Below are 21,848 nucleotides of genomic sequence, written 5' to 3'. Positions count from 1 at the left end.
TATTATGTCCGATCAAAAAAAAGATCACAAGGATTTGCGTGAGGAATGTGTACGTCAGGAGACCATTTTTCAAGGACGCTTGCTTCGATTGAATCGTGACAGCGTTCGCTTACCTAACGGCGTGGAAACAACACGGGAGGTTATTTACCATCCCGGGGCGGTAGCCATCGTAGCGCGGGAAGGAGACGAGCTGTTACTGGTGAGACAATACCGCTATGCACTTGAGCGGGAAACGTTAGAAATACCGGCCGGAAAACTTGAGCCGGGGGAAACACCTGAGGCGTGCGCCCAAAGAGAACTCCGTGAAGAGACGGGGTATCAAGGAAAATTGACTTACCTTGGGCGTTTCTATTCCACACCGGGCTTTTCGAATGAACTTATTTATCTGTTTGGGGCAGAGGATCTCGTTTGGGCTCCGCTCACCGCGGATGATGATGAGTTTTTAGGAGTGGAAAGGATGCCTTGGGAGGCAGCGATTCATAAGGCTCTGCAGGGTGAATTTCAGGATGCTAAAACAACTTTAGGTATTCTTATGCAGGCAGGTAAAACACGTGATTAAAGCTTTTGCAGATTTGCATATTCATATCGGGCAGAGTTTAGATGGGAAAGCGGTTAAAATCACGGCTTCACGTTCCTTAACGCTGCCCAATATCCTTCACTATGCACGAGAGGTGAAAGGGTTATCCATGGTAGGAATAATTGATGCCCATTCTCGCGGCGTACGCCAAGATTTTCAGACAATGATCAGTGGGGGACAGCTCAAACCCCTTGAGGGCGGGGGCTACCAATTCGCTAATCTTACGGTGATTCCGGGAATAGAGCAGGAATTAAGTCTAGGCGAAGGAAATGCCCATATGCTGGCCTATTTTCCAACGCTTGAACACATGGAGTGCTATATTCAAGCCATCAACCCCAAAGTTAAAAATTGGCAGCTGAGTTCTCAGAAGGCCTATGTCCAGGTCGAAGATTGGCTGAGTGCGGTGGCTCTGGGTGATGGAATTTGGCTGCCTGCACATGCCTTTACGCCCCATAAGGGGATCTATGGCAACTGCTGCAAATCTATGCTGGATGTCTTGCCGGGCTTGCCTCCTGCCCTGGAAATCGGCCTCAGCGCGGATCGGCAGATGGCGAAAAGCTTATCCGAACTAGAGCATGTTACGCTGTTCAGCAATTCGGATGCCCATTCATTGCCGAAAATTGCCCGTGAATACAATCTATTGGAGTTAACGGAAAGTTCGTTCACCGGATTGGCAAAATTGGTCTATCGAAAACAGGGTCAGGTCATAGCCAATTACGGACTTCCCCCCAGGGTGGGAAAATACCATCGAACCTATTGTTTGGTCTGTGAAAAAATTGTTTCCGGGGAGCCACCCTTGCTGAGCTGTCCTCAATGCGGAAGCTCAAAGGTTGTGACCGGTGTCCTGGACCGCTTGGCAAGTATCGCTGATCGTCCGCTTAGTTTTTCCTCCGATTCGCGGTATATTTACCAAGTTCCGCTCAGTGATTTACCCGGTGTTGGGCCGAAGCTGTATAAGCGTCTGCTTAACACTTTCGGTACCGAAATGGCAGTACTCCATGAGGCTAGCCGGGAGGAACTGGTGAGTCTTGCGGGCGAAAAAGTTGCCGAATGGATTTTGGGCTCGAGAACGGGAAAATTAATATTTCAGGCAGGTGGAGGAGGAGTTTATGGCCGGGTAGTGGACATACTTTCCCCCTGATGCGAATAAATCTTTACTAGGGTTGTACAAGGTTACAGCTTAGTAAAGATTTTTTTCAATTAGGGGGAAGCCATATGCGCAGGATTCTTAAGGAACATATCCGTCAATATTGGGTGATATACCTGACGTTGACGGCTGTCTATTTAGCGGGAATCGTTTTCGGAGCTATTGGAGTGAGTGCTTTGAGCGGCAAAGAAAGCAGTCAATTAACCCAATTCCTGGATACTTTGTTGGCGAATCAGCCCCAATCTTTGGATTCTGATTTTTTGATGCAGTTGGCACGTGAACAATTCATTATTATGGGCGGAATTTGGCTCTTAGGATTGACCGTAATCGGAACGCCGCTTATTTATCTGATCGTTTTTACCCGGGGATTTGTGTTTGGCTTTACGATTAGTTTTTTCATTGGGGTGAAAGGTCTTTGGGGGTTAGGTTTGATCATTATATCTGTTATACTTCCCGCTTTTGCCGGTATTCCGCTGCTTCTTTTAGGGGCCGGTTTAGCGACTATCTTTTCCTTCTTCTTGATCAAAGGAAAAATGACAGGGGAATCTTTGCGGCGCGAATTTTTTTATTATTCCCTGGCTACAATTCTGATTTCGTTAGGAGCAGTGGCTGTTGGGGTATCCCAGGGGTATTTTTCACTCCTGGGGGTAAAATTTTATAATCTTTAGTGACGCAAGAATTCATGGAGACAATCCCTAGGCGCATACGCTTTAGGGGAGGGAAGCGTATGTCGAAAAAAAGTTGGGGAGAATTTTTCTTCTATATTGCCCGTGTATTAATTCTGCTGGTCCTTCTCGCTATACTTTTACCCAAAGTTGTGAATGTCTGCAGCCTTTGGATTTCTTCGCATACTCAGGACGAACGTCTGCCCAGCGGGAACCCAATGCGAGTTGAAGATACGCTGCATCATTAAAGACAACTAAAAAAGCGCAGGAGAATCCCTTCTCAATGTAGAATGACTTAATTGATCCGATGACTAATTGCCACTAAGACGCCCACTTCCTATGTGGGAGATAAGTGGCGCTAAGTCCCTGGATAAGTCAACTAGACTTCAGAAACAAGTGCGATAGTTCCACTGGAACTATCGGGAGTCAAAACTCCACCTGAAGTAAGTTTCCTTTATAGGGGAGGGAGGCTTGATGAAAATCCAGGATTCAACTTGGATTCGCAGATATTTAACCTACCTTAATGTTGAACGCGGGCTGTCGCTTAATACGCGCCGCAGCTATGAACGGGATCTCAAAAAATTATACTCGTTTTTAAAGGTCAAATCTAAAAGTTTCGAAAACTGTGACGGTGACGATCTCTCCTTGTTCCTATTGGAAGAGAAGAAACAAGGAAGATCGGCACGGACGCTTGCCCGTTATCTTGCAACGATGAGGGGGTTTTTTTCTTTTCTCCTCTCAGAACGGGTGAGGTCAGACGATCCTACGGAGTACTTGTCAACGCCGAAGCTTGAACAAAATCTTCCGTATGTGTTGTCTGAGCAGGTAATGGACAAACTATTAGACAGTACTCCGCGAAGTATCACGCAAGATATCAAAAGAGAAAATGATATTGAGACCGGAAATAAAAGCAAAAGCCTTGCTTTAGAACTACGCGATCAGGCTATCCTCGAAATACTGTATAGCTGCGGATTGCGGGTATCCGAATTGACAGGGCTTTCCCTAAAAGACTTAACTTTAGACACGGGATACTTGCGCTGCCGCGGAAAAGGGGATAAGGAACGGATCGTTCCACTCGGGGAGCCTGCCGAACAAGCTTTGCAAAACTATCTCCATGAAGCAAGAGGACACCTTTTGGGCAGGCAAACTTCGGAGTTTCTCTTCCTCAACTCTCGCGGAGGGGAACTTTCGCGGCAAGGGGTCTGGGAAATTCTCAAAAAGCGGGCAAAAAGACAAGGCATTAAGAACAATGTCTATCCGCATTTGATGAGGCACAGCTTTGCCACGCATATGCTGGACCATGGAGCGGATCTGCGTTCTGTCCAAGAAATGCTGGGACACGTGGACATTTCAACGACTCAAATCTATACTCATGTATCACGTCAGCATTTGATTGATGTTTTTCGAAAGTCTCATCCGCGGGCAGAGTAACAGCTTAGGATAGTGAATAAAGGAGGTGAAGCTGTTTGGGAAAAAGAGCGATTATCATCGTCCTAGACAGCGTTGGTATCGGTGAAATGCCGGATGCCGCAGACTATGGCGATCAAGGGAGCAACACTCTGGGTAATATGGCCAAGGCAAGGGGAGGTTTGAATTTACCCCATTTGCAAACACTGGGATTGGGCAATATCGCTCCAATACTCGGTGTAGATCCGGTATCAGAACCTAAAGCCTGCTTCGGAAAAATGGCGGAGTTATCACCGGGCAAGGACACAACAACAGGACACTGGGAAATCGCAGGCGTTATCCTTGAAAAAGCCTTTCCTACCTTTCCGCAAGGGTTTCCGGAGACCTTTATTCAGGAGTTTGAAGGGAAAATCGGCCGCCGCGTTCTCGGAAATGAAGTAGCCTCAGGCACAGAAATTATCCAGCGCTTAGGTGAGGAACATGTGAAAACAGGTCGGCCGATCGTCTATACGTCTGCCGATTCGGTTTTTCAGATTGCCGCTCATGAAGAAGTTATTCCGCTTTCGGAACTGATGCAGATCTGTGAAACAGCTCGGAAAATGCTTGACGGTGATATGCGGGTGGGGCGTGTTATCGCTCGGCCGTTCTTGGGCGAACCCGGTCATTATTATCGGACGACGAACCGTCACGATTTGGCTATTGAGCCGCCTCATAAAATCCTTCTGGATTATGTCCAAGAGGCAGGCTTGCCGGTAATGGCGGTTGGTAAGATTAAGGATATATATTATGGGCATGGTGTCACTGATTTTGTCCTAACCAAGGGAAATCAAGAGGGGATCGATAAGACTCTCGATTATCTCAAGAAAAGTGAGCAAGGTCTTATTATGACGAATCTTGTAGACTTTGATATGTTATATGGCCACCGGAATAATGTTGAGGGGTATGCTAAGGCTTTAGAAGAATTTGATGCACGTCTGCCGGAGCTTCTGGAACAAATGCATCATGATGACCTGCTTGTGATCACAGCAGATCATGGATGTGATCCGACGACTCCGAGTACGGATCATTCTCGGGAATATGTTCCGCTTTTAGTTTGGGGTCATAATCTTAAGAGCAGCGTTAATTTAGAAATTCGGAAAAGCTTTGCAGATCTTGGACAAACGATTGCCGACTTTCTTGGAACGACTTCGCTGCCCCATGGACAGAGCTTTCTACAGGAGGTAATCCATTAACTCCATCCAAAACCTATAACTTATGTGAAGGAGGATGACAAAATGACACTAATTAAAGAATCCGAGTATACCCAAAGGCTTGCTTGGGTTCGGCATTATCTTAATGAAAATGTAAATATTCAACCGGAAATTGGAATTATCCTGGGTTCCGGGTTAGGTTCCTTTGCCGAGGTGATTGAAGAAAAAGTTATAATTCCTTATCGGGAAATTCCCCATTTCCCTATTTCTACAGTTGAAGGACATAAAGGACAACTCGTTTTTGGCAAAGTCATGGGAAAATCCATCGTGGCTATGCAGGGACGGTTCCATTATTATGAAGGCTACTCGATGCAAGAGGTGACTTTTCCGGTACGGGTTATGCAAGTTCTTGGGGTGAACGGGCTGATTGTTACAAATGCAGCCGGCGGAATTAATCCGTCCTATCGTCCCGGGGATCTGATCGTCATCAAGGATCATATCAATTTAATGGGTGCCAATCCTTTGCGGGGAGAAAATCTCACAAGCTTAGGACCGCGTTTTCCTGATCTGAGCGAAGGGTATGATTTGGAATGGCGGCAAAAGGCCTTGGCAGTGGCCGGAGAAATCGGAATTCATCCTCAAGAAGGCGTCTATGCGGCGATGAGTGGTCCAAGCTATGAGACTCCGGCTGAGATTCGCTTTCTGCGGACCATCGGAGCAGATCTTGTAGGGATGTCGACCGTTCCGGAAGTGATTATTGCGAACCAAGGCGGAATGCGAGTCCTGGGTATCTCTTGTGTGACAAACATGGCCGCGGGAATTTTGCCGCAGCGTCTCAGTCATGCCGAAGTTATGGAAACAGCGGAACGGATTGAAAAGCAGTTTGTTCGGTTTGTTCAGGCTCTCATCAGAATACTGTAGGGTGAGGTTTTCCCTTCGGCAGAATCGCATTCCTTTGTGAGAGGAGAAATAAAGTCAGATGCGGATGGTCGATCTTATCGAAAAAAAGAGAGATGGCGGAATACTGAGCCGTGAGGAGATTCGTTTCATTATTCAGGGATATGTCGAAGGACAAATCCCTGATTATCAGATGTCCGCTTGGGCTATGGCCATATACTTCCGGGGAATGGTGACAGAGGAAATTGCGGAATTAACACTTGCCATGGCTGAGAGCGGTGATGAAATAGACCTGTCGGTATTAGAAGGCCGATTTGTGGATAAACACAGTACAGGCGGTGTAGGAGACAAAACAACCCTTCTTTTGAGTCCGATGGTGGCTGCCTGTGGAGTACCTATTGCCAAAATGTCAGGCAGGGGCTTGGGTCATACCGGGGGAACGATTGATAAATTAAGCGCCATTCCCGGGTTTAAGGTCGAACTCGAGCGTGAAGAATTTTTGCGGCAAGTTAAGGATGTCGGTCTGGCTGTAATTGCGCAGTCCGGTAATATTGTTCCGGCTGACAAGATGCTTTACGCCTTAAGGGATGTTACCGGAACCGTTCCCTCTATCCCCTTGATTGCATCTTCTGTAATGAGCAAAAAAATTGCCGCAGGGGCCCAAGGCATTGTTCTTGATGTTAAATTCGGTTCGGGTGCGTTCATGTCAACTCTTGAAAATGCCCGCGAACTGGCAAAAACCATGGTGGGTATCGGCAAAACCTTAGGCCGGGATACGATTGCGGTCTTGAGCGCTATGGAACAACCTTTGGGCAACGCTATCGGCAATGCGATTGAGGTTCTTGAAGTGTGGAAGGCTCTGCAAGGGAAAGGCCCGCAGGATCTCGTTGGGCTTTGTATTGAATTGGGCGCATTGATGCTGATAGCCGGCAGAAAGGTTAATGACATCGATGAGGGCCGCGGGCAGGTTCTCGCAACGTTGGAAAACGGACAAGCCATGACCAAATTCCGTGAGTTTGTAAGGGCCCAGGGAGGAGATCTAACAGCTTTGGAACAAGGAAGCTTGCCGCTTGCGCCTCTTCGAGCAACGTATTGCGCCCCGATTTCCGGGTATGTTCAACAGATTGATGCCCGCAAGATAGGTCATCTTTCGATGGTACTGGGAGCAGGGCGTGCTGCTAAGAATAGCGAGATTGATTTGGGCGCGGGAATTTATCTGCATAAGAAACAGGGAAATTGGGTGGAAGCGGGAGAACCTGTGCTTGAGCTGTATACCTCAGCCGAGAATAAATTAGCGGAGGGTTGGAAGCTGGCCGAGAAATCTGTTTTGTTAGGCCCTGATAAACCTGTTTGTACACCGCTGATCGCCGAAGTCATTCGTTAAGTCATAGGACTGCACTTTCTTACGTATCTTTTAGGTAAGGAACCTAAGGAGTGGGAAAGATGCGTGAAAAAAAGATTTTTACATTAGCCGGGGAATTAAATACGGCGATGAGTTATGCAATTCTCGGTGATTCTGAGCGGTTTCTCAAGCATAAGCATGCCGGGAAAGCTTACCAAACGCTGAAAGAATTCGGCTGTATAACCTATCCGGTCGCCGAGGGAATAGGACGGCTTGAGGGGAGCAAAGTTTATCCGAACCTGTCAGCACTGCAGGATAAGGTGGATGTCGTTGTGCCATGCTTACGTCCTGAGAGACTGCCTGATCTTATGACAGAAGTTCAAGCGTGCGGCGCAAAAGCGGTTTGGTTCCAGGAACAAAATTGGACTCCCGAGTATCAGAAACAGGCTGATGATCTCGGTATACAAGTTGTGAGAGGATGTATTTTGAAGCACAAAATCTATCCTCGTCCCTTTGGCTTTTTTAATCCGTGCTACTGGCACGGGCTGCATTCCCCAAAAGTGCCGAAGAAAAGATAAAGGAAACTATCGGTCAAAGACGAGGGATTTCACGACTGCAAAGTACTCACGTAGGTAAACATTCGGCCGCAGATACCAAGGCGTCGGTGACGGAACCCCGACGGGATTGATGCCATTACGTCTGGCCAGAATTTTTGAACGAAACATATGGAAATCATTCGTAATCACCAGAACCGGCTCAGAAGGGTCATAACTCGGTTGTTGCTCAAGGAGCTTTCGCGAATACCTAAAATTCTCCATCGTGCTCGTCGATTTTTCTTCTTTAAGAATCCGTTCCGGTGCGATGCCATGTTCAACCAGATAACGCTGCATCGCTTCGGCTTCCGTAATCCATTCTCCCGGCCCCTGCCCGCCCGAGACGACGACCCGCATCTCTTGGTTATCCTGAAGAATCTTTAACCCCTTATCGACTCGTTCCCAAAGCGTCCATGAGAGTTGCTCCCCATTAAGGCCCGCCCCCAAAATGATCAGGTAATCGACTTGACTTGGTATGGGATCCCTAGTGTGATACAGAAGCAAACTCTCAATCACGATAAATGAAGCAAGAAGCAGCAAAACTCCTGCGCGGAGCAAGCGGCGGAGCCTTCGATAGCGATCCTTAAGGACATGCTGCTTAAGATAATTTCCCGCCAACCCCCAAAAAACCAGGGCTATTCCTAGGACTCCAGGCAGTAGAGTCCCTAGATTCAGACCTCCATTAAACCCTAAAACGCAGATCGTATCAAGAATTCCGATTATTCCTATTAAAATGCAAATCCTCGAGACGCGGTTGTTCATATGAAACGATCACCTCACCATCTCTTGGGCTTAAGTTGCTTTTTTTCAAAAGAAGATCATACTAAAATAAGTGACGGTATTAGGACCATTGTTGTATTGGAGATGACAATAAGGTGCTTGTTGGAGCACCATAATGCCATACCCCTCTGTAGCAGGAAACATCCGCTGAGGGAATCGGCAAAGGTTTTCCGGGTACGTACAATGGGAGCAAAGCGTACATCCTTCAGCGGAAAGAATGAGAGCTTTCGGAAATTCCGCCCGGAATATCTGGGCTGTTTTCTCTGTTATAGACTCATGAACAATACGTGCTTCGCGCCATCCCGCAATATCATACTTTTTCTTCAGTTGAGAAACGGAACTGAAAATAAACGCATTATCATAGGCAGCACATCTTTTTTGACATTCTTCAACCGTTCCTACGGCAGGAGGACAAGCCCAAGAAGTTCCATACATTCCGCAGGCATTTTTTTCGCACAACCTTCTGGCCTCCTGTGAAAAGATGACCTCATGAGCTTTCATAAACGCATATTCATGAATTTTTAAGTTCTCTTTTTCTTGAGCGATGAGCTTATCCAGATTTTTCATTGTATCCGCTCCCATTCGTGCATACTAAATCACGTTCATTCAATGGTTTTTTTGCTATAATAAAATTATAGTCTAAGAAAGGCAATAGATGAAGTGAATTTTTAGGAGGGTAACATTTAAGAAGGGGCGACCAAAATGAAAGTAATCTTTATCGTACCGGCCGGTGATGTTCGCCGAACGAAGGTTTATAGGGCGGGGAACAACCTCTATGGGCATACAAATTCGGTAACAGGTCCTCTTATTCTAGGTCATATCCTCAAAGATGCCGGTCACAAGGTGGAAGTTTATGAGGAACTGTATACGGATTTAGATTTTTCTGCGCTGAAAGATGCCGATGTTTATTGCTTATATACGATGACATCCAATGCGCCGCGGGCTTATTTTCTAGCGGACAAGCTCCGCCGTGAAACGAAGGCCGGGGTCATCATCGGAGGCATGCATGCTACGGTACGGCCGGAAGAAGCGGCAGAACATGCGGATCATGTCGTTGTCGGCGAAGCCGAGACGGTTATCCGCGACGTTGTGGAAGGTAAATTATCCGACAGAATTGTTCATGCATCGTGCGTTATGAATCTTGACGAAATTCCTTTTCCGGATTACTCTCTTTTAAAGACGCCCTGCGATACAGCCAATGTGATGGCCAGCCGGGGATGTCCTTTCTGTTGTTCATTCTGTACGACGTCCCGGATGTTTCACCCTTACCGCAGGCGCAGCGTGGACAGTGTTATTAAGGAACTTCGTTATTACAAGACACTTGGTTTTAAATATATGAATTTTGAAGACGATAATTTTACGGCAGACAGAGAACGCGTCAAGGAAATCTGTAATCGAATGATTGCTGAAAATCTTATTTTTAAAGAAACTTTTTTCTTTGGACGCACCGATCTTGCGAAAGATGAAGAGATGCTCAGCCTTTTGGAGCAAGCTCATCTCAACCGTGTCTTAGTGGGAATTGAATCGCTGAATCAGGAATCGTTGGATTTAATTAAGAAACATCAAAGCATTGCCGATATTGAAAATTGTGCAAAAGCGCTCCGGCGTCACAAGATTCGTTTGATTGCCAGCCTTGTCCTCGGAATTGATACGGACGGGCCGGAAGATATCAGACGGGGTGTGGATTTTGCCAAAAAAATTAATGCATATCAGCTTCAGCCGGCTATTATGACACCGTTCCCGGGAACAGCCGTTTACGAGCAGCTTGAAAAAGAGCAGCGCATGGTGACCCAAGACTGGAGTGTCTTTGATATGATGAATGTGACCTTTATACCGAAGAAAATGTCGGCCTGGGAGCTCCAGCAGGAGTTTCTCCGGGCAATACGACATTTCTATACCCTCCCGTCCTCACTTAAGATCGCAAAGACATTTGGAATTAACTTCGGACTAAGGCGATTCGGTCTGGCATTGATTATACAAATCGGAGTTTTAGGCATTAATCTGCTTTCCGCATTCAAGAAAGATACCTATCTGTACAAGCTAAGGCATCTAAATTCTAATCAAAAGCAAAAGCGGCATCATAACTGGCATCACCGGAACAGAGCTATCCTTGGAGGATAACTCTTAGAATTTTGCGCTGATGTTTCGGGCAATGGCAATCCCGCAGGCACTGGCTTGGGCGAGTCCGCGGGTGACGCCTGCGCCATCGCCGCCGGCATAGAGCCCGGAAATTTCAGTTTCAAAAGCGTTCGTGAGTTTGGGGCGGGAAGAATAAAATTTCGCTTCAACACCGTAGAGAAGTGTATGCTCCGAGGCTATTCCCGGGGTCACTCGATCTAGGGCTTGAATCATCTCGATAATGCTTTGCATTGTCGTATAGGGTAGGGCTAAACAAATATTGCCGGGAACCGCTTCTTTGAGCGTGGGTTCAATAAATCCTTCACGAATTCTTTTTTCCGTCGAGCGGCGTCCTTTGAGAATATCCCCAAAGCGTTGGACTAAGACGCTGCCATTTGATAAGTCGTTGGCAAGGCGTGAAATGGCCTTAGCATATTCGTTAGGCTTATTAAAGGGATAAGAAAAATTATGAGAGACAAGTAAAGCAAAGTTCGTATTATGGCTGCCCAGGTTTTTATCCTTAAAAGCATGGCCATTGGCTAACATGACACCGCTATGGTTTTCAATAACGACATGACCCGAGGGATTACTGCAGAAACTTCGGACAGATGTTCCTACAGAAGTTCGATAAATAAATTTTCCTTCATACAGATTTTCATTAATATCTTCCATGATTGTGTCTAAGGTTTCTATCCGGACACCGACATCGACCTGGTTGCTTGTCATTTCTAAGTTGTGCTTATTAAAAACGTGGGTAAGCCATTCGGAACCATCTCGACCCGGAACAAGAACAACATAAGGGGCACAAATCTCATGACCTTGTTCATCGATAACACCGGTTATGCGGAGATGTCCTATTTCTTCTACAGTCAATAAATCCGCAATTTCTGTTTCAAAAACCATGTCAATTTTAGTTTTTAGGTGTTCATAAATACTTTTCATGATCTCCAGATTTTGTTCGGTACCTAAATGACGGACTTGAGCCCTAAGAAGTTTTAGCCCTGCGGCTAATCCCCTGCGCTCAATTTCTTTAACCATAGGTGTTGTTGGGTCTGTGAGTTCTGCCGTTGCCCCATGGCTCAAATTAATTTCGTCAACATAATGGATAAGGTTCAAAACTTCTGAGGGTGATAAATATTCGGTCATCCACCCGCCAAATTCTGTGGTGATATTGAATTTACCGTCAGAATAAGCACCTGCTCCGCCAAAACCATTGGTAATTGAGCAGGCGGGAACACAGCCTGCGTAATCTTTTTGTTCGGTTGGTGGCGGACATTTGGAAAGCGTCTTTTTTAAGATGGGGCAATATCGTTTATGGATATTACGGCCTTTGTCTATAAGCAGGATGGAAAGATCAGGATGCAGGTTTGTTAGCTCATAAGCGGTGAAAATACCGGCGGGGCCGGCTCCGACAATAATGACATCGTAATTTTTCAAGTGTTTAACCCCCTATGATTTCACTGCTTTTGAGCAGTTAGCATTAAGCATTAAGCATTAAATCCAATTTTAATTATAACGCTTCTAAAAATAAATTACACTCGGTTAAAGTAAAACTAGACCGAGTGTTTTTTTCTTTTCTGGGAATAATACAACAAAACGATGAAATTAAATTCTCAAGGGGGATTAACAATGCGAAAAGGATTGACATTAATATTAGCCTTGGCGTTAGTCTTAGGAAATTTCGGGACCGTCCTGGCTGCGCCGTCAACTTCGCAATCGGCTGCAGCCGCTCAAGGAGCAGAATTAGAAACCGAGGCTATCAGTGCAATTTTAGTGGATGCCGAATCGGGCCGGATTCTGTATGAAAAGGAAGCCCACAAAGAGCTTGCCCCTGCCAGTGTAACAAAGCTGATGACGATGCTTGTTGCCGCAGATGCTATTGAATCGGGACGTGTTAAACTCACCGATAAGGTAACCGCAAGCGAGAATGCTTGCAGCCTCGGGGGTTCCCAGATTTATTTAGAGCCTGGTGAAACGTTTTCCCTTGAGGAAATGTTGATTTCGATAGCCGTCGGTTCAGCTAATGATGCGTGTGTTGCCGTAGCCGAGCATATCTACGGAACGCATGAAGCCTTTGTTAATGAAATGAATAAAAAAGCTCAGGAATTGGGATGTAAAAATACGCACTTTGCAAATGCCTACGGATTACCGGCTGAAGGGCACTATACGAGTGCTTATGACCTGGCATTGATGGGTCGGGAAGCCCTAAAATATCCGCTGATTAGAAAGTTAACTGCGATTAAAGAGTATGATTTACGGGACGGCAAGTTTAAGCTGTGGAATACGAATAAATTATTGTGGTGGTATGAAGGCGCAGATGGGTTTAAAACAGGATGGACAAACGAAGCAAAATATTGTCTGGCATCGACGGTAGAACGGGACGGACTTCGTCTGATTGCCGTAGTCATGGGAGTTCCGCAAGTGCGGGGCCATTTCGCCGAGTCCATGAAAATCTATAACTACGGATTTGCTAAATATGCCTATAAAGAATTTGCACCCGCAGGGCAAAAACAAGGAGTCATCACCGTCCATAAAGGAACGGAAAATGAAGTAACGGCTGTGACGGAGAAATCGCTTGGCGTAACGGTTGAAAAAGGGAAAGATAAAAATATCTGGGTCGAAACAAAGCTCAACCCAGATGTGGAAGCTCCCGTTCAGCAAGGACAACAATTAGGGGAAGTCCTGCTTTACCGGGATAATGAAGTTATAAATCGTGTGAATTTGGTTGCCGAACAGCCAATTGCCAAAGCCAGCCTATATCAACAGATGACTCGGACGTTACAAGGAGTCTTTGGGTTCTAATGGAGTAACCTGAAGGAGTTGACGAATATGGTGAAGTGCTGCCCGCTCGATTCGCGAGATCTGAACCTGGGAGAGATGGAGCTGGGCAGCAATTTCACTTTGTGTCTTATCTTCAAAGAATCGCATCATAATAACATGTTTTTCACGTTCGGGCAGTTTGTCCAGGACCTCTTTCAGGGCAATCTTTTCAAACCAGCTGGGTTCTAAGTCCTTATCTATGGGAAGCTGATCTAAGACATAGATGGGGTCGGAGTCGTCCTGGTAGAGTGTATCATGAATAGAGGTCAGACTTTGAACGGCTTCAAGAGCTGAAACGATTTCCTCACGCTCGACTCCGATCTCTTCGGAGATTTCACCGATGGTCGGTTCGCGGCCAAGAGTGGCGGAAAGTTGTTCGCGGGCGCGGTTGACCTTATAAACGAGTTCCTTATATGAACGCGGCACTTTAATCGGATGATCGTCACGCAGAAAGCGGCGGATTTCGCCGATAATCATCGGTACCGCATAGGTCGAGAATTTGACACCATAGCTGAAATCAAATTTATCAATCGCCTTAATCAAGCCGATAGTGCCGATTTGAAAGAGATCTTCAAGCTCATATCCCCGGTGCGAAAAACGCTGCACGAGGTTAAAAATCAATTTGAGATTGCAATTGACCAGCTTTTCGCGTGCTTCCTCATTGCCTTCTTGAGCCTGATGCAAAAGCTCCATCATTTCTTCATCCGAAAGCAGGGGAAAACGGGGAAGATTCATTTCCGTTAATCTTTGAATCATGTTTGCTCCCTCCTAATTTAAGGAGGGATTATTTTTGTGCAGGGTTTTGACCATGGTGACGGTTGTTCCTTGGTCTAAAACAGAGTCAACCTTTAATTCATCCATAAAGGATTGCATAAAGACAAATCCCAGCCCCATCCGTTCGGGGTCAGTGCTGTAGGCCGGCTGCATCGCCTGCTCCACATCAGAAATTCCGCACCCTTCATCACGAACCGTAATTTGCAGTTTTTCAGGATTATATTCGATTTCCAGGGTAACATTCTTTTCCGGGTTATTTTGATAGCCATGAATGATCGCATTGGAGACGGCTTCGGAGACGACAACCTTTAACTCTTCGATATCATTGAGCGAAAGATCAAGTTGCGCACCGATTGAAGCAATAAGCATGCGTGAAATACTTACATTTTCGGCAATACTAGAGAAGGTAAGCGTTAAAAAATTGTTTTTCATTGAGCATTTCCCGTCCTTCCTACATCTGTGGATTCATTTTCAAAAGGGATAATTTTGGGTAACCCGGACAGCTCCATAATTTTATAAATGTGAGGGGGGGCATGCTTGATGATGATTTTGCCACCCAATGGAAGCAGCTTTTTATATCGCCCAAGTATCACCCCTAACCCCGAACTGTCTACAAATGTGACATCGTGAAGGTCCAGGATTACGGTTCGTATGCCGCGGCGGTCAATTTCTGTATCAATGGTTTGACGCAGATTTTCTGAAGATCTCATATCGAGCTCTCCCGATAAACTCAAGGTCAATGTCTGGCGCTCTATTTTTTTATCCATGAGCAAGCCTGTCCCCCTTATCCATGTTCTCTTGGATTCAATTCGACGTTATCCAGAATTTCCCTCCCCACGGAATAGGGAAATTAAGGAAGAAAAAATGAGAATCTTTGAAGCGTGAATAAATTATGGGTTTGCGTTTAATACTAAGCAGTAACGACTAATTTAGGTTGCTTTTAAAGAGAGGAGAGGTATCAATGCCCGGGGAAAAATTAAGGCCGCCCAATGTGAACATTACCCTCGAAGAATATAAAAATTTATCAACATCGATGACGCCTAAGCCAACCGCACTTCGTAATTCGGTACGCGCTTTTTTCGTGGGAGGACTGATCTGTCTGATTGGGCAGATGATGATCAATTTGCTTGTCATAGCGGGTTTAGAAAGAACAGAGGCTTCAACAGCGACTACGGCTATTTTAATTTTCTCGGGGGCTCTTCTTACCGGACTGGGGGTTTATGATGAAATCGGCAAGTTTGCCGGAGCAGGTTCAATCATACCCGTTACCGGTTTTGCAAATTCAATTGTTGCTCCCGCTTTGGAGTTTAAACGTGAAGGATATGTTTTGGGAGTGGGAGCTCGGCTTTTTACCGTGGCCGGTCCGGTTTTAGTCTATGGGATTATGACATCAATTGTTGTTGGAATTATTTATTACTTTCTGCGTTTTTAATTGTAAGGGATTGGGGCTGAGATTGGAATGATTTATAAACGCCAAGGGAATCAAACCGTGGTTTTTGAAAATCCGCCGGTGATTCTTTCGTCCTATTCAGTCGTTGGACCGAAGGAAGGAAAAGGACCGCTGGGCAAAACATTCAGCAAAGTTTTGCCGGATAGCCTAAACGGAAATAAATCTTGGGAAGTCGCGGAAAGCAAAATGCTTGAGGCGGCAATGCAAGGAGCCCTTGAACAATCTCGTCTAAAGTCGGATGAGATTGATTATATGTTGGCCGGGGATTTGCTCAATCAAATTATTTCTTCTAATTTTGCGGCGCGGACGATGGGGTTACCGTTTATCGGACTTTATGGGGCTTGTTCAACAATGGCTTTAGGGATGGCTGTCGGTAGTATGTTGATCGATGGAGGGTTTGCCCGCAATGTTCTTGTCGGAGTTTCCAGTCATCATGATACAGCTGAGCGGCAATACCGTTCACCGACAGAACAAGGAAACCAACGAGCGATGAGTGCGCAGTGGACTGTCACCGGGGCGGGGAGTCTAGTGCTTGCCCAATCAGGGACAGGACCGCGAGTTACGGCGGCAACGATCGGACGGGTCCTCGATTTTGGCGAAAAGAATGTCAATAACATGGGAGGGGCTATGGCACCGGCGGTAGCGGATACGATCTTAAATCATATGAACGATTTAAAACGAACGCCCGCGGATTATGATCTGATTGTTTCGGGAGATCTAGGGCAGGTTGGCTTAATGCTTGCCAAAGAAGTCTTAAAACGCAGCGGTGTAGAAACAGCAAATCAATTTAACGATTGCGGGGTCATGATCTATGACTCCGGCCAGGATGTGCACGCCGGCGGTAGCGGTTGCGCCTGCTCAGCCGTTGTTTTTGCGGGTGATATTATGCAGAAGCTCAATTCTAAGCAATATAAACGGGTGCTGCTTGCCGGAAGCGGAGCCTTGCATAGCCCAACCTCTTCTTTACAGGGAGAGTCCGTCCCGGGAATCGGACATGCAATCGTGATCGAAGCATGAAAGGAGAGCAATGCGGATGTTTGAGCAGGTAATTCCGGCGTTTATTGTCGGCGGTCTGATTTGTGTGGCGGGTCAGCTTCTGATGGATTTAACAAAACCAGCCTTTACGCCGGCCCATGTTTTAGTCACCTTTGTGACAGGCGGAGCCATTTTGGGCGCGTTAGGGCTGTATGGCCCAATGGTCAAGTTTGCGGGAGCGGGAGCGAGTGTCCCACTCTCCGGATTCGGTTATTTACTGTCTAAAGGTGCGATGGAGGCTGTTGACAAAAGGGGCTTGTTAGGCGCTTTTTCCGGAGGGGTAGAAGCGGCGGCCGTTGGCATCGCAGCGGCGGTGCTCTTTGGATATCTCGTATCGATTGCCTTTACTCCTAAGGGATAGAGGGAGGAATAGCTTTGGCTGAATCTAATGAATCGAAGAATATGAGTGAAGAAAATGTAAAGGTCAGCAAGTTATATCAAGAAAATATAGACTACATGAACAAAGAACTGGGCGTGCCGGATAACTATGATATCATCCTGCGTGAAATGTCAATCGGCGGTAAGAAGGTTGCGATTTACTCGGTCAATGGTATGGTCAATACCGAGGTTTCCAGTATTATCCTCGAATCTTTAGTGGAGTTAGAACGTGCGGATTTAGTGGTCAATACCTTAACAAAATTAGTTAAGGGAAGAATTGTTAATTTACAGGTTTCCGAAGTTGAAACCATGGATAAAGTATTCTACTTTCTATTGTCCGGGCCGATGGCTATTTTCGTCGAAGGCCAGGAAAAGGCAATTATTGTTGATGTTAGAACATTTCCGGCCCGTGCTCCGCAAGAACCGGATATTGAGAAGGTTACCCGAGGGTCACGGGATGGTTTCGTGGAGACCATGGTGTTCAACACGGCCTTGATTCGCCGAAGACTGCGGGATCCAAAGCTGAGAATGAAGCTTGTCCAGGTCGGAACACGATCCAAAACAGATGTCTGTATTGCCTATATCGAAGATGTGACCAATCTAGAGCTTGTGCGGAAAATTACGGAAGAACTGCAGGGAATTGTAGTTGACGGAATTCCCATGGCTGAAAAAAGTATTGAAGAATTCATCTTAGGCAGTAAGTTTTGGAATCCGTATCCCCGTGTAAGGTACACGGAAAGACCGGATGTAGCGGCTACCCATCTCCTCGAGGGACACGTGATTCTAATTGTGGATACCTCACCATCCGTTATTATCGCACCTGTAACCATTTGGCACCATCTGCAACATGCCGAAGAATATCGGCAAGAACCGATTGTAGGTGCTTATCTGCGTTTAGTTCGGTTTTTGGGAATTTTTGTATCTGTCTTTTTATTGCCCTTGTGGTTAGCTGCGGCCTTAAATCCAAACGTTCTTCCGGAATGGCTTCAATGGCTGGGAATTTCTGAACCGGGTAAGGTTGGGCTTTTGCCGCAAATTCTGGTTGCGGAATTTGGTGTGGATTTGCTGAGAATGGCCGCGATTCATATTCCGTCGCCGCTTTCCACTGCCTTAGGATTAGTTGCAACATTTATGCTGGGAGATATCGCGATTAAGGTTGGACTATTTACACCGGAAATCGTTTTGTATATAGCGATTGTTTCCGTAGGTACCTTTGCGACCCCGAGTTATGAACTTGGCCAAGCCAATCGTTTGGCCAGGCTGTTTTTAGTGATTGCGACGTTTATCGGAAACTTTATTGGTTTCGGAATTGGCATTCTTGCAGTGTTTATATTGCTGGTACGGACAAAATCGTTTGGTATCCCATACCTTTGGCCGGTTTTCCCATTTGACGGGAAGGCCATAGGAAAGGCTCTTTTCCGCTCGCCGGTAACCCTTCAAAATACGAGACCGAGTATTTTGAAACCGCAAGATGAAACACGGCAACCGAAAAAACAAGGAAAATAGGGGGTTATTGAGCTTGAAGCTTGGTTATCCACGTGCGCTAACCTATTATGATTATTATCCGTTTTGGGCAGGATTTTTACAAGAATTGGATATCGAACTCGTGAGTACGCCTCCGACCAATCAGACCATGATGGAAATCGGCTTGAAAAAGGCACCGGCAGATACGTGTTTGCCGGTCAAGATTTTAGTCGGTCATCTTAATTCATTATCCAATGTGGATGCAGTTTTTCTGCCGCGTTTAGTCAGTATGGAAAAAAACACGTACCTCTGTCCAAAAATGTTGGGGATTCCCGAAAGCCTGCTTGGAACAATCCCTGCCGGACTGGAAGTAGTCACCGTAGACATCAATCGGCGGGCCGGGGTTCATCAAGCCCACAAGAGCTTGATTCAATGGGGTAAAGGCTTGGGTAAAAATAAACATCAGGTTCTGCGCGCTTATGCCGAAGGAGAGCGTTGGCTTAAAACGTATCAAGACATGCGTAAACAAGGTTGGGGCTTTGAAGAAAGCATGGAGTGTTTTGAAAATCTTGCCGAGTCCGGTAAGCTCGAAAATCTGGGACTTACTCCGCGTCAGGTGCAAACGGTTGTCCAAGAATCAGACGAATATCGGCCGACGATTGCGCTTCTCGGGCATAGCTATTTGACGTATGAATCATATGCTAATCTTAATCTTCTCTCCAAAATAGCCCGCAAGGCAAATCTGAGGGTGGTTGAAAATGTTCCCTTAGAAATTACGCAAGAAGAGCAGAAACATCTTCGCAAAAGCATTTTTTGGAGCCATGCTCGGAAAATTTATGGGGCCGGAGAGTCTTACCTTGAAGACCCGAAGGTCGATGGAATCATTTACCTTTCGTGCTTTGGCTGCGGGACGGATTCATTAACGAATGATCTTCTTGCACGACGATCAAGAGCCGAACAAAAACCTTATTTGGTCCTTACACTTGATGAACATACCGGTGAAGCGGGCTTGGTTACCCGCTTAGAGGCATTTCTGGATATGCTGGAGAGGAGAGTCGGTCATGAAGGTCACCTTCCCGCACATGGGGAATTCGTGGATTGTCATTCAAGCCCTGTTTGAATCCTTGAACATAGAATTTGCGGTTGCACCATTTAATAGCAAACAAACGTTAAATATTGGGACGAAACTCGCGCCGGAATCGGCCTGTTTGCCCCTTAAGCTTAATTTGGGAAACTATGTGGAAGCAGCGGATATGGGGGCGGATACGGTAGTTATTACCGCCGGAAAAGGCCCTTGCCGTTTTGGATATTATGGTGAAAGCGAACGGCAAATTCTTAAAGATGCGGGATTTAATTATGAATTCATTCTGCTGGAACCCCCTGAGGGACGCTTATTAGGATTGCTGGAGCGGATTCGCTATCTAGCGGGAGCGCATAACTCATGGACTAAAATACTAAGCGCCGCTATGTTTGCCTATCGTAAATCAGTGGCCATGGATCGGATTGAAATGCTTATTCACGGATTTCGTCCACACGCCCAAAATCCGCATGAAGCCAATGGGCTGTATGAGGAAGCCAAAAAAAGACTTGTGTTGGCGATGACTGATGAAGGCATTGAAGGGGTTGTTCGGTGGCTCCAAGCAAGGATTCAGGAAAAGCAAGCCGAGCATCCGGAAAGTCTGGAAATTCAACCTTTAAGAATTGCCGTGATCGGGGAAATCTATACGCTTTTGGAGCCGTTTAGCTCCTGTGACATAGAAAAAGAGCTGGGAAACTTAGGAACATATGTTGATCGCTCGATCTATCTATCCGGTTGGGTCGGACAACATGTTTTTCAAGGTTTTAAGCAGGGATGTCGTCCTTTGAAACCTTATTATCGTTTAGCCAAACCCTATTTAAACCATTTCGTAGGCGGTCACGGAATTGAAACCATAGGCTCAGCGGTTCATTTTGCACGCCGGGGATATGATGGAATCATTCAGATTCTACCTTTGGGGTGTATGCCGGAAATCGTAGCTTCGAGCATTCTTCCGCAGATTCAAGAAGACTATAATCTTCCTATAATGACGTTAACCTTTGATGAACATACAGGACAGGCAGGGATTCAGACCCGTTTAGAGGCTTTTGTTGATCTGCTTGAACGATCTCGTCATAAAGAACAAGGATCAAATCTAGGAGGGCCGATACGTGCATACTCATAACTATTTCTTAGGTGTAGATGTTGGCTCAGTCAGCACCAATATTGTGCTGCTGAGGGATGATAATACTGTAGCCGAGGCAATGTATCTTCGAACTCAGGGGCGCCCGATGCAAACCATTCAAGAAGGTCTAAAGCTTCTGCGTGAAAAAATAGGAAAATCGGCCCAGATCATCGGTGTGGGGACGACAGGAAGCGCCCGTCAACTTGCGGCAACCTTATTGGGTGCGGATGTTGTCAAAAATGAAATCACGGCACATGCCGTAGCGGCTTCCCGAGAATATCCCGGGGTGAAAACGATCTTGGAAATCGGCGGACAGGACTCCAAAATTATTATTCTGCGTGACGGTGTTGTAGTTGATTTTGCGATGAATACGGTCTGTGCTGCCGGAACAGGTTCATTTTTGGATCAGCAAGCGGCACGACTCGGAATTCCGATTGAAGAATTCGGGCCGATTGCCTTACATGCCCAACACCCGGTGAGAATCGCCGGCCGCTGTTCCGTCTTTGCAGAATCGGATATGATCCACAAACAACAGTTAGGACATCCTTTGCCCGACATTCTCGCGGGGCTATGTCAAGCGATGGTACGCAACTACTTAAATAACGTGGGAAAAAATAAAGAAATCCTGGGTCCGATTCTTTTTCAAGGGGGAGTTGCGGCTAACCCCGGAATCTGCCGGGCCTTTGAAAAAGAACTTGGCCAAGAAGTGATTGTACCTCCCCATTTTTCAGTGATGGGGGCCTTGGGCGCGGCTTATCTTGCCCAAGAAAAGGCCGCTCAAAAGAAAAGCTATACCAGTAAATTCCGGGGCCTTCAACTTACGGATACCCTTTTTGAAGCGCGCAGTTTCGACTGCAGCGGCTGTGCCAATCACTGTGAAGTTGTAGAAATAAGGCAGGAGAATCAGGCTCTGGCGCGTTGGGGGGACCGCTGCGGAAAATGGTCAAGCACAATCACCGAAAAACGCGATGCTAAAGGTGCAGAAAAAGCTGCCGCATCAAATTCTTAAT

The 21,848-nt window shown here is 46.3% G+C and carries 24 protein-coding genes; 18 read left to right on the top strand and 6 right to left on the bottom strand.

From position 1 onward, the window contains the following. Positions 1-4: 4 nt before the first annotated feature. The 9 genes from VB077_RS12555 (at position 5) to VB077_RS12515 (ending at position 7,803) form a co-directional block, all read left to right on the top strand. Positions 5-559 carry an NUDIX hydrolase gene (locus VB077_RS12555; protein WP_323415591.1) on the top strand — a complete coding sequence of 185 codons (555 nt, stop codon included), beginning with the start codon at positions 5-7 and terminating at the stop codon, positions 557-559. Next, on the top strand, positions 552-1,718 hold the full coding sequence (locus tag VB077_RS12550) for an endonuclease Q family protein (RefSeq protein WP_323415590.1): 1,167 nt from the start codon (positions 552-554) through the stop codon (positions 1,716-1,718). Before VB077_RS12555 ends, VB077_RS12550 begins: the two co-directional genes overlap by 8 nt. A gap of 74 nt (positions 1,719-1,792) precedes the next feature. Beyond that, positions 1,793-2,392, top strand: coding sequence for a stage II sporulation protein M (locus VB077_RS12545; RefSeq protein ID WP_323415589.1), 600 nt, complete (start codon positions 1,793-1,795; stop codon positions 2,390-2,392). A 59-nt stretch (positions 2,393-2,451) separates the two neighbouring features. Then, positions 2,452-2,637 carry a hypothetical protein gene (locus tag VB077_RS12540; protein WP_323415588.1) on the top strand — a complete coding sequence of 62 codons (186 nt, stop codon included), beginning with the start codon at positions 2,452-2,454 and terminating at the stop codon, positions 2,635-2,637. A 226-nt stretch (positions 2,638-2,863) separates the two neighbouring features. Further along, the gene (gene xerD, locus VB077_RS12535; RefSeq protein WP_323415587.1) at positions 2,864-3,820 is read left to right on the top strand and encodes a site-specific tyrosine recombinase XerD; all 957 of its coding nucleotides are present in this window, start codon (positions 2,864-2,866) and stop codon (positions 3,818-3,820) included. 35 nt (positions 3,821-3,855) lie between these two features. After that, the gene (locus VB077_RS12530) at positions 3,856-5,028 is read left to right on the top strand and encodes a phosphopentomutase (RefSeq protein WP_323415586.1); all 1,173 of its coding nucleotides are present in this window, start codon (positions 3,856-3,858) and stop codon (positions 5,026-5,028) included. 42 nt (positions 5,029-5,070) lie between these two features. Continuing rightward, positions 5,071-5,907 carry a purine-nucleoside phosphorylase gene (locus VB077_RS12525; protein ID WP_323415585.1) on the top strand — a complete coding sequence of 279 codons (837 nt, stop codon included), beginning with the start codon at positions 5,071-5,073 and terminating at the stop codon, positions 5,905-5,907. A gap of 58 nt (positions 5,908-5,965) precedes the next feature. After that, a complete protein-coding gene (locus tag VB077_RS12520) occupies positions 5,966-7,267 on the top strand; it encodes a pyrimidine-nucleoside phosphorylase (protein ID WP_323415584.1) in 1,302 nt (433 codons plus the stop codon). Between the two features lie 59 nt (positions 7,268-7,326). Then, the gene (locus VB077_RS12515; protein ID WP_323415583.1) at positions 7,327-7,803 is read left to right on the top strand and encodes a CoA-binding protein; all 477 of its coding nucleotides are present in this window, start codon (positions 7,327-7,329) and stop codon (positions 7,801-7,803) included. A gap of 6 nt (positions 7,804-7,809) precedes the next feature. On the opposite strand, the gene VB077_RS12510 is transcribed toward VB077_RS12515, so the two are convergent. Together VB077_RS12510 and VB077_RS12505 are read right to left on the bottom strand one after the other, a co-directional pair. Further along, the gene (locus VB077_RS12510) at positions 7,810-8,580 is read right to left on the bottom strand and encodes a YdcF family protein (protein ID WP_323415582.1); all 771 of its coding nucleotides are present in this window, start codon (positions 8,578-8,580) and stop codon (positions 7,810-7,812) included. 45 nt (positions 8,581-8,625) lie between these two features. Further along, a complete protein-coding gene (locus VB077_RS12505) occupies positions 8,626-9,165 on the bottom strand; it encodes a DUF2284 domain-containing protein (RefSeq protein ID WP_323415581.1) in 540 nt (179 codons plus the stop codon). A gap of 135 nt (positions 9,166-9,300) precedes the next feature. Here VB077_RS12505 and VB077_RS12500 point away from each other — a divergent pair, with 135 nt between their 5' ends. Next, complete coding sequence (locus VB077_RS12500; protein WP_323415580.1) at positions 9,301-10,719, top strand: B12-binding domain-containing radical SAM protein; 1,419 nt, start codon at positions 9,301-9,303, stop codon at positions 10,717-10,719. A gap of 3 nt (positions 10,720-10,722) precedes the next feature. Here the strand turns inward: VB077_RS12500 and VB077_RS12495 are convergent, their stop codons facing one another. Next, on the bottom strand, positions 10,723-12,153 hold the full coding sequence (locus VB077_RS12495; RefSeq protein ID WP_323415579.1) for an NAD(P)/FAD-dependent oxidoreductase: 1,431 nt from the start codon (positions 12,151-12,153) through the stop codon (positions 10,723-10,725). A gap of 192 nt (positions 12,154-12,345) precedes the next feature. Between VB077_RS12495 and VB077_RS12490 the strand changes: the two genes are divergently transcribed. After that, on the top strand, positions 12,346-13,518 hold the full coding sequence (locus VB077_RS12490; protein ID WP_323415578.1) for a D-alanyl-D-alanine carboxypeptidase family protein: 1,173 nt from the start codon (positions 12,346-12,348) through the stop codon (positions 13,516-13,518). Here the strand turns inward: VB077_RS12490 and sigF are convergent. From sigF to VB077_RS12475, 3 genes are read right to left on the bottom strand one after another with little or no spacing between them, the layout of a single operon-like run. Next, positions 13,495-14,292, bottom strand: coding sequence for an RNA polymerase sporulation sigma factor SigF (gene sigF, locus VB077_RS12485; protein ID WP_323415577.1), 798 nt, complete (start codon positions 14,290-14,292; stop codon positions 13,495-13,497). The genes VB077_RS12490 and sigF overlap by 24 nt on opposite strands. 12 nt (positions 14,293-14,304) lie before the next feature. Then, positions 14,305-14,742, bottom strand: coding sequence for an anti-sigma F factor (gene spoIIAB / locus VB077_RS12480; protein WP_323415576.1), 438 nt, complete (start codon positions 14,740-14,742; stop codon positions 14,305-14,307). After that, on the bottom strand, positions 14,739-15,077 hold the full coding sequence (locus VB077_RS12475; protein ID WP_416337059.1) for an STAS domain-containing protein: 339 nt from the start codon (positions 15,075-15,077) through the stop codon (positions 14,739-14,741). Before VB077_RS12475 ends, spoIIAB begins: the two co-directional genes overlap by 4 nt. Before the next feature lie 194 nt (positions 15,078-15,271). On the opposite strand from VB077_RS12475, the gene spoVAC reads away from it, so the two are divergent. Genes spoVAC through VB077_RS12440 form a run of 7 tightly spaced genes read left to right on the top strand, consistent with a single transcriptional unit; the run spans position 15,272 to position 21,847 of the window. Further along, the gene (gene spoVAC, locus VB077_RS12470) at positions 15,272-15,742 is read left to right on the top strand and encodes a stage V sporulation protein AC (protein WP_323415574.1); all 471 of its coding nucleotides are present in this window, start codon (positions 15,272-15,274) and stop codon (positions 15,740-15,742) included. Positions 15,743-15,769: 27 nt separating this feature from the next. Continuing rightward, positions 15,770-16,777, top strand: coding sequence for a stage V sporulation protein AD (spoVAD, locus tag VB077_RS12465; protein ID WP_323415573.1), 1,008 nt, complete (start codon positions 15,770-15,772; stop codon positions 16,775-16,777). A 16-nt stretch (positions 16,778-16,793) separates the two neighbouring features. After that, complete coding sequence (spoVAE, locus tag VB077_RS12460) at positions 16,794-17,156, top strand: stage V sporulation protein AE (protein ID WP_323415572.1); 363 nt, start codon at positions 16,794-16,796, stop codon at positions 17,154-17,156. Between the two features lie 41 nt (positions 17,157-17,197). Beyond that, positions 17,198-18,679 carry a spore germination protein gene (locus VB077_RS12455; RefSeq protein WP_323415625.1) on the top strand — a complete coding sequence of 494 codons (1,482 nt, stop codon included), beginning with the start codon at positions 17,198-17,200 and terminating at the stop codon, positions 18,677-18,679. 13 nt (positions 18,680-18,692) lie between these two features. Further along, the gene (locus VB077_RS12450; RefSeq protein ID WP_323415571.1) at positions 18,693-19,757 is read left to right on the top strand and encodes an acyl-CoA dehydratase activase-related protein; all 1,065 of its coding nucleotides are present in this window, start codon (positions 18,693-18,695) and stop codon (positions 19,755-19,757) included. Next, positions 19,699-20,838: a CoA protein activase gene (locus VB077_RS12445; protein ID WP_323415570.1), complete on the top strand. Its 1,140-nt coding sequence runs from the start codon at positions 19,699-19,701 to the stop codon at positions 20,836-20,838. The genes VB077_RS12450 and VB077_RS12445 overlap by 59 nt, the downstream gene beginning before the upstream one ends. Next, positions 20,825-21,847 carry an acyl-CoA dehydratase activase gene (locus VB077_RS12440; RefSeq protein WP_323415569.1) on the top strand — a complete coding sequence of 341 codons (1,023 nt, stop codon included), beginning with the start codon at positions 20,825-20,827 and terminating at the stop codon, positions 21,845-21,847. The genes VB077_RS12445 and VB077_RS12440 overlap by 14 nt, the downstream gene beginning before the upstream one ends. Position 21,848 lies beyond the last annotated feature (1 nt).

Source organism: Desulfitobacterium sp. (assembly GCF_034927245.1).
Lineage (GTDB): Bacteria > Bacillota > Desulfitobacteriia > Desulfitobacteriales > Desulfitobacteriaceae > Desulfitobacterium_A.
Note: the sequence above shows the minus strand (reverse complement) of the source record. Positions and strands in the feature narration are given on the sequence as shown.

What these genes read in the sequence shown, in the direction of transcription:
- sigF (WP_323415577.1), bottom strand. Translation starts at nt 14,292, where the DNA reads ATGATTCAAAGATTAACGGAAATGAATCTTCCCCGTTTTCCCCTGCTT.
- VB077_RS12515 (WP_323415583.1), top strand. Translation starts at nt 7,327, where the DNA reads ATGCGTGAAAAAAAGATTTTTACATTAGCCGGGGAATTAAATACGGCG.
- VB077_RS12455 (WP_323415625.1), top strand. Translation starts at nt 17,198, where the DNA reads ATGAGTGAAGAAAATGTAAAGGTCAGCAAGTTATATCAAGAAAATATA.
- VB077_RS12545 (WP_323415589.1), top strand. Translation starts at nt 1,793, where the DNA reads ATGCGCAGGATTCTTAAGGAACATATCCGTCAATATTGGGTGATATAC.
- VB077_RS12540 (WP_323415588.1), top strand. Translation starts at nt 2,452, where the DNA reads ATGTCGAAAAAAAGTTGGGGAGAATTTTTCTTCTATATTGCCCGTGTA.
- spoIIAB (WP_323415576.1), bottom strand. Translation starts at nt 14,742, where the DNA reads ATGAAAAACAATTTTTTAACGCTTACCTTCTCTAGTATTGCCGAAAAT.
- spoVAD (WP_323415573.1), top strand. Translation starts at nt 15,770, where the DNA reads ATGATTTATAAACGCCAAGGGAATCAAACCGTGGTTTTTGAAAATCCG.
- VB077_RS12490 (WP_323415578.1), top strand. Translation starts at nt 12,346, where the DNA reads ATGCGAAAAGGATTGACATTAATATTAGCCTTGGCGTTAGTCTTAGGA.
- spoVAC (WP_323415574.1), top strand. Translation starts at nt 15,272, where the DNA reads ATGCCCGGGGAAAAATTAAGGCCGCCCAATGTGAACATTACCCTCGAA.
- VB077_RS12505 (WP_323415581.1), bottom strand. Translation starts at nt 9,165, where the DNA reads ATGAAAAATCTGGATAAGCTCATCGCTCAAGAAAAAGAGAACTTAAAA.
- VB077_RS12445 (WP_323415570.1), top strand. Translation starts at nt 19,699, where the DNA reads ATGAAGGTCACCTTCCCGCACATGGGGAATTCGTGGATTGTCATTCAA.
- VB077_RS12520 (WP_323415584.1), top strand. Translation starts at nt 5,966, where the DNA reads ATGCGGATGGTCGATCTTATCGAAAAAAAGAGAGATGGCGGAATACTG.
- VB077_RS12510 (WP_323415582.1), bottom strand. Translation starts at nt 8,580, where the DNA reads ATGAACAACCGCGTCTCGAGGATTTGCATTTTAATAGGAATAATCGGA.
- VB077_RS12555 (WP_323415591.1), top strand. Translation starts at nt 5, where the DNA reads ATGTCCGATCAAAAAAAAGATCACAAGGATTTGCGTGAGGAATGTGTA.
- VB077_RS12475 (WP_416337059.1), bottom strand. Translation starts at nt 15,077, where the DNA reads ATGGATAAAAAAATAGAGCGCCAGACATTGACCTTGAGTTTATCGGGA.
- VB077_RS12500 (WP_323415580.1), top strand. Translation starts at nt 9,301, where the DNA reads ATGAAAGTAATCTTTATCGTACCGGCCGGTGATGTTCGCCGAACGAAG.
- xerD (WP_323415587.1), top strand. Translation starts at nt 2,864, where the DNA reads ATGAAAATCCAGGATTCAACTTGGATTCGCAGATATTTAACCTACCTT.
- spoVAE (WP_323415572.1), top strand. Translation starts at nt 16,794, where the DNA reads ATGTTTGAGCAGGTAATTCCGGCGTTTATTGTCGGCGGTCTGATTTGT.
- VB077_RS12525 (WP_323415585.1), top strand. Translation starts at nt 5,071, where the DNA reads ATGACACTAATTAAAGAATCCGAGTATACCCAAAGGCTTGCTTGGGTT.